Source organism: Thermodesulfobacteriota bacterium (genome assembly GCA_036397855.1).
GTDB lineage: Bacteria > Desulfobacterota_D > UBA1144 > Nemesobacterales > CSP1-2 > DASWID01.
Genome location: DASWID010000021.1, coordinates 1 through 5,878, shown reverse-complemented (window position 1 = coordinate 5,878; position 5,878 = coordinate 1). Strand labels below are relative to the sequence as shown.

General features: G+C 38.7%; 4 protein-coding genes and 2 tRNA genes. 1 reads left to right on the top strand and 5 read right to left on the bottom strand.

What is annotated here, in order from left to right; genetic code table 11:
* Nucleotides 1–93 precede the first annotated feature (93 nt).
* Nucleotides 94–1,029, bottom strand: a complete 936-nt coding sequence (locus VGA95_01495; protein ID HEX9665210.1) for a hypothetical protein — start codon at nucleotides 1,027–1,029, stop codon at nucleotides 94–96.
* 125 nt (nucleotides 1,030–1,154) lie between these two features.
* On the opposite strand from VGA95_01495, the gene VGA95_01490 reads away from it, so the two are divergent.
* Complete coding sequence (locus tag VGA95_01490; protein ID HEX9665209.1) at nucleotides 1,155–1,586, top strand: rhodanese-like domain-containing protein; 432 nt, start codon at nucleotides 1,155–1,157, stop codon at nucleotides 1,584–1,586.
* A gap of 325 nt (nucleotides 1,587–1,911) precedes the next feature.
* Here the strand turns inward: VGA95_01490 and VGA95_01485 are convergent, their stop codons facing one another.
* The 4 genes from VGA95_01485 to VGA95_01470 all read right to left on the bottom strand — a co-directional run bounded on the left by VGA95_01485 (nucleotide 1,912) and on the right by VGA95_01470 (nucleotide 5,460).
* Nucleotides 1,912–3,225, bottom strand: a complete 1,314-nt coding sequence (locus tag VGA95_01485; GenBank protein HEX9665208.1) for a hypothetical protein — start codon at nucleotides 3,223–3,225, stop codon at nucleotides 1,912–1,914.
* Between the two features lie 32 nt (nucleotides 3,226–3,257).
* Nucleotides 3,258–4,829, bottom strand: a complete 1,572-nt coding sequence (locus tag VGA95_01480; protein HEX9665207.1) for a DUF4301 family protein — start codon at nucleotides 4,827–4,829, stop codon at nucleotides 3,258–3,260.
* Between the two features lie 335 nt (nucleotides 4,830–5,164).
* Nucleotides 5,165–5,243: transfer RNA gene (locus tag VGA95_01475), tRNA-Asp, on the bottom strand.
* Between the two features lie 142 nt (nucleotides 5,244–5,385).
* A tRNA-Val gene (locus VGA95_01470) sits at nucleotides 5,386–5,460 on the bottom strand.
* Nucleotides 5,461–5,878: the final 418 nt, after the last annotated feature.

Here is a 5,878-nt window from a genome sequence, read left to right as displayed (position 1 = left end):
GTATATTACGAGATGCCCAGTGAGTCTTGAAGGAGATTGCTTCGGGACTTTTTCAGTCCCTCGCAATGAAAGCGGGAAGTCGCTTATTCAAATCTAGGGAAACTTCTTTCCCCTTATATTTGCCCCAATTAGTGAATATGTAGCGCTTCCTTTTGGAGACTTGTGTTCATGATAAATAAGACCCACATCCTTCGCATAAACATCCTTGAACCAGAAAACATCATTTTCAGGAACTGTTATAATCAAAAGGTCATTGAACTTGCCAGCGGGTGTTTTAAATTCTGTTTTTTCGAAACTCCTTTGAACATCGGGGGTGTAAAATGTCTTTACTTCCACGTTTGTTGAGACCAGTATGCCCCCTTCGGGATCGATCCTCATGCCAACGTTTTTTCCCCCGAAGAAATCATCAAAAATCGACCACCCATCAGTCAGCGAAATGATTGAATGAGTCTCCTCTTTAACATCTTCACCAGACTCAATTCTGTATGTCCATACGTTTCCCTTGTCAATGGGGAAATAATCTGAAAACCCCATACCCTCAAAACCTTTTAGCACATTCGAATATTCGGGGACCTGGCCCATTCCAACGTGAGAAGGAACAGCAGATGTCGGGTCATCTTCAAAGAATTCTATTTTTACATTCTTCACATCCGGATGATCAAGTTTTGCAATTACATAGTGTGACGACCTCGCTTTCTCCTTAAGTGATTCTTCCTCATTAAAATCAACCCTGTAACCTATCTCAACTTCATTCTTTTCTTTATTTTCAACCTTTGAAATATAAATATTATTCCCCTTATTTCCCTGTTGAATAATCAGAAAAGCAATTTCTTTATCGAAATCAACCCCCGGAATTTTTTCCTTAATTCCCAGTACCTTCCAAATCTTTTGGAGTTGATTTAGATCACTGATAACAAGATTCTGACTATTTTGCTGAATTCCTGTAGCACCTTTTGAGAGTACAGAATAATTCAGATTGGAAGAAAGATTTAACACTGTAAAAATCATTAATATCAAATCTATGGGCATACATAAACCTCCCTTTATCCATGTTAATTATACAGTATAAATCCACTATATCTTATGAAAAACAAATATATAATGTTATCATTTGACAATCGAAATATAACTATTCCAAGGAGTGCGTAAGGAAAATGAAAAAGATATCTCTTATATTTTTACCTTTAATTCTAACACTTCTATTCTTTAATCAAGGATATGCTGAAAACGATGAGAAGGAATCGAAGAATCAGCCTCAAATCATCAAAGATATAACTGTTGAAGAGGCGCATACAATCATACAAAATAATGAAAATAACAGTAACCTAGTAATAATTGATGTACGTACGCCTGAAGAATACAATCAAGAACATATTGACAATGCGTCAAATATCGACTTTTATTCCGATGCTTTCAAAGAAGAACTTAACAAGCTTGATAAAACCAAAACCTATGTAATACATTGTCGCTCAGGGGGCCGCAGCTCTCAAACCTTAGATTTGATGAGAGAACTCGGGTTCAGAGAAGTCTACAACATGGGCGGTATAATCCAATGGAAGGAGAAGGGACTGCCAACGATAAAGTAGACGAAGCAAGAGACTGCCTGGCTATTTAAAGCATTCGAGAACAAGATTACAATCAGGCACCCATAATTTTTATTTTTTCTTTGTCTTGATACTGAAACTAGCTCAGCACAGGTACAAAGAAACAATCCTTCGACCCTTCGATGAAACTCAGGGACAGGGCTGTCCAAAATCCTCCTTAATCCTCCTTTAGGAAAGGCGGAAATTAAAGAAAGTCCCTCTTTTCTAAAGAGCCTGTCCTAAGTCGAAGGGGGATTTAGGGAGATTTTCACGTCTTCGTTTCTGATTTTCTTAACGCAATTTTTGGAAGGCCAATTAGTTTGAACAACTATGACTCACGGGAGTCGATTAATATTTCATTCTTCGTAATAAAGTTGAAGTCGATATAATAGGGTATATCATCAGCTTCGAGAGATGCTAATTCATCCGGAAGTTTTCTCTGTCCGAGCTCCGATAGGTCGCCCCACTGATTTATAAATTGCCTTGCCCTGGATACATCACCCTCTGAAAATAATTCTAAGAGTGTGAAGGTCATTTCTTCTATATCACCTTCCAATTTTTTTCTATCAATCTTGAATTTATTTGCTTTAGCATTGAAAACTATTGAACCATGTCCCTTGAAGTAGCTGTATGTCAAAAAAGCAGAAGCCGAATCGGGGTAGTTATAAAATCTCCCCCTTCTAATGTATCTGAGCATTTCAGCCAGAGAAACAAGGTAAGCCTTTAACAGATTTTCACCTTCTAATAGATCATCCCTAAGGAATCTCAGCATATATAATGAGATTAAATCGGATTTAAGCTCATGCAGTATCAAATATTCCCTGTCCTGCTGGGTCATGATCTTTCCAAGATTATCTTCCCCACAGAAATGTCCGATATCATGGCCACGAAGCCATATGAGCAATAATTCTCCAATCTGTTTATACTCGAGATTCTCAATTACTGAATATCCATCGAGGAGCTTTTTTGCGATAGCCATCGTAATTATTTGAAACCTCAGTATGTACAAATTTATAAAAACAATTAGTTTTGTAAGGGCAGAAATATTGGCATTATCGATTCCTGAGAAAAAAACACATATTGGCTTATGTCTCTGATTTAGCTCACCTGCAAGGGCAAAAACATCAACGCACCTCATATCGGGGAATTCAACTCTGTCTGGAAACTCATCAGTAACGTCCTTAAATGGCATCTTCTTCAGGCACAGTCTAAGTTTATTATCATATTCCTTTATCAGGGTGTTATAAATATTATTTGCGACTCCGACAGCCCCAGAATAAAGTCTAAGATCATTTTTTTCGTATGAGAATATCTTCCCTAAAATTAAACTTATATATTCCTCCCGATCCCAATTCAACTTCAAGGAACACAGGTCATAGATTCCCCTGGAAATATATTCCACCTGTCCTAAGTAATCGGCCTTAGCTATCTCCGGTAAATTTTCACCTCCTCGTTTTAATAAATCTATGATTTGCTGGAAAATTTCGTTTTCAAGTCTTGTGCCTAATTCTCCAGCTAGCTGGAGACAACGCATGGCCTCAGTTAGCTGAAGCGCTTGAAGAAAGGAACGGACCGGGGCTTTCGACGCGTTGTCTATTCTCAATGAAATATCGACAATAGCGGTTTTCTTATGCCTATTCATGAAATTTCGATTAACTTATAAGAGTGTAAATACTAGCAGTTTTGATGCTCTTCCCGTAGCAGGTCTAGTAACGTTTTTACAGGATTAAAAGTTAAAAGAGGCACTTCTATAAATACTGTAATCCAGTTTGCCATTGATCCATTCCAGAGACCAGGGAGCTCAAGCGCTTTCAAGTATTTACCGTCCTTGGATCTTATCGATATAAAAGCGGTCGAGGGATCTCGAAAGTCTCTTAAATCAAACTGCCTACCTTTGTAATCTCTGACGCCGCACACGATATCAACCGGATTAAAATGAGTCGATGACTCCCATATTCTCTTCTGGTCGGGGTTTTCCACATCTATCTGTGATGATTCTACAATCTGTAAGGAAAGGGTACCGTCACCGTGTTTAACCCAGAAAGGACCGCCCCCTGGCTCACCCTTATTCTTAACAACCCCACAAACCCTTATAGGTCGATTCAGCCTTGAAAATATAAACTTGTTCATTTCTTCTCTGGAAGGCTTCTCAAAATCATCTGGCACAAATATAGAAAGCTTTTCCTTCAAAAATCGTAATATATTTTCCGTCATTTCCTCATCTAAATCATTACGAGACATTATCCCAAGATAATGAAAAATCTCTTTTTGTAATTCCATCAAATAACCAGCCAGGGCCTTTTTATAAAAATAAATCTCTTTGGTAAACCTATCAGGAACTACGTTGTCTATGTTCTTTATAAAAACAATATCCCCTCTAAGATCATTGAGATTTTCCAGGAGGGCACCATGCCCGGCTGCCCGAAATAAAAGTTTATTGCCATTCGTTCTAAAAGGTTTATAATCCAAATCGACAGCAATAGTATCCGTGGAAGGTCTTTGAATCGAGAAGGCAATATCAAGCATGACCCCTTCACCCTCATATTTACTCCTAACATTTTCTAAATGGTCATTTATTCGCCTCTCATGCTCTTTGGCAACAGTAAAATGAACCCTGGCAATCCCTCTCCTATCTCTTGCATAAGCAGCAGCCTCCACAAGATGCTCTTCAAAAGGTGTACGAGAGTGATCGGTGTATCTGTGAAACTTGATTAGACCCTTGGGAAGATCCGCATAGTTCAATCCCCTCGAGGTAAGCAGATATTCCAGTATCTCGTTGAACTGACCTTTTGATATATGATCTTCTATATCCTTTCCGTTAGCTTTCATAACAGATTTTAAGTCCTCATAGCAAGCGAATTTCTTTATATTTTCAAAAAAGTTCAGGAAGGTTTTATGATCAATATCACCCTTTTCAGCCTCAGCTCTGATAATCTTCTGGTTAATTTCATCATAACGATTGTAAAAAGAATGCGGCAATCTGAACATACGACTTGCTTCGCCGGACGCCGGCACAAATTTTATCAATTCCCTTTCTGCCGATTCCTCTGAAAAAATGCCCGCCAGTCTTTCAAGCTCGTATTCATTTATTTTGAGGATACCATCGCCAATAGTTGCCGGGCGATCAAGAATCGTAAACGGTAATCCTTTTCTAAAAGTCTCAACCTGTGACCTAACTCTATCAAGAGTCAATCCGTGCGACTCAATCTGTTTTATATCATCTTCAGAAAACATTAATTCACCCAAAATCTATCTCCTTTTTAGTCGATAAAAAAACTATAAAGGTTAGAAATTTTTCAATCCTAGCCACATTTAAATTAGTTAAGTATACATAAGTGATATGAAGTTTCTTTAAATTTAAACCTTGTGTAGATTTCAGATTCTGAATCTGGAAAACCCCTCTAAATCTCTCCTTCGACTGGCTCAGGACTAAGCCCCTAAAGAGAGAGAGTTCATTCCCTCCTTTTTCAAAGGAGGGTTAGGATTTGAATAATTATTCGTTAAATGGTAACCGCATAGAGGAAACAAAGATGGCGACCTTAAGGTGGCTTCTGCTACTTTTTTGATTTTAAAAAGTTTTATGGCGGGGCCGACGGGACTTGAACCCGTGACCTCTGGCTTGACAGGCCAGCGTTCTAAACCGGACTGAACTACGGCCCCCATTCCATAGATACACGATGCACGATTCAGGATACATGATGCAGGATCCATGTGCACGATGCATGATTCATGATCCATGATACACGATTAAAGAATTTTTTACATGTATCCTGCATCGTGGATCTTGCATCCACTTTTAAACTGGTGGGCGGTACCGGTTTCGAACCAGTGACCTCTTGCTTGTAAGGCAAGCGCTCTCCCGCTGAGCTAACCGCCCAAAAACAACCTATTTAATATATTCAATATATACTAAATTAAAAGGGCTCATTCTCATAACTGAAAATTCTCACCTTGTCTAACACTTTACCTGAGAGGACAAGGATAGTATTCTTTTTCGCTGAATCAGAGCCTTTCTCGAATTTTAACGAATTCAGACCTCCCTTTAAATAGAAACTCCCTCTTTGTTGTCCAAACAAAGAGGGAGTTCAAAAATTATTTCGTAGTAAATCAATTTTTCTTACGACAGATTTACATTGGGCCTGACCTCACCCATTGGTATCGTGGTCGGTGGTGGCACAACTACTTCATGCAGTACCGACTCCTCTGATACTATCGCCTCCCTTAGAACCTCATCCATATGATCTACCATCTTTAGCTCTATGTCCCTCAATATATTACTGCGTATCTCCCTAAGA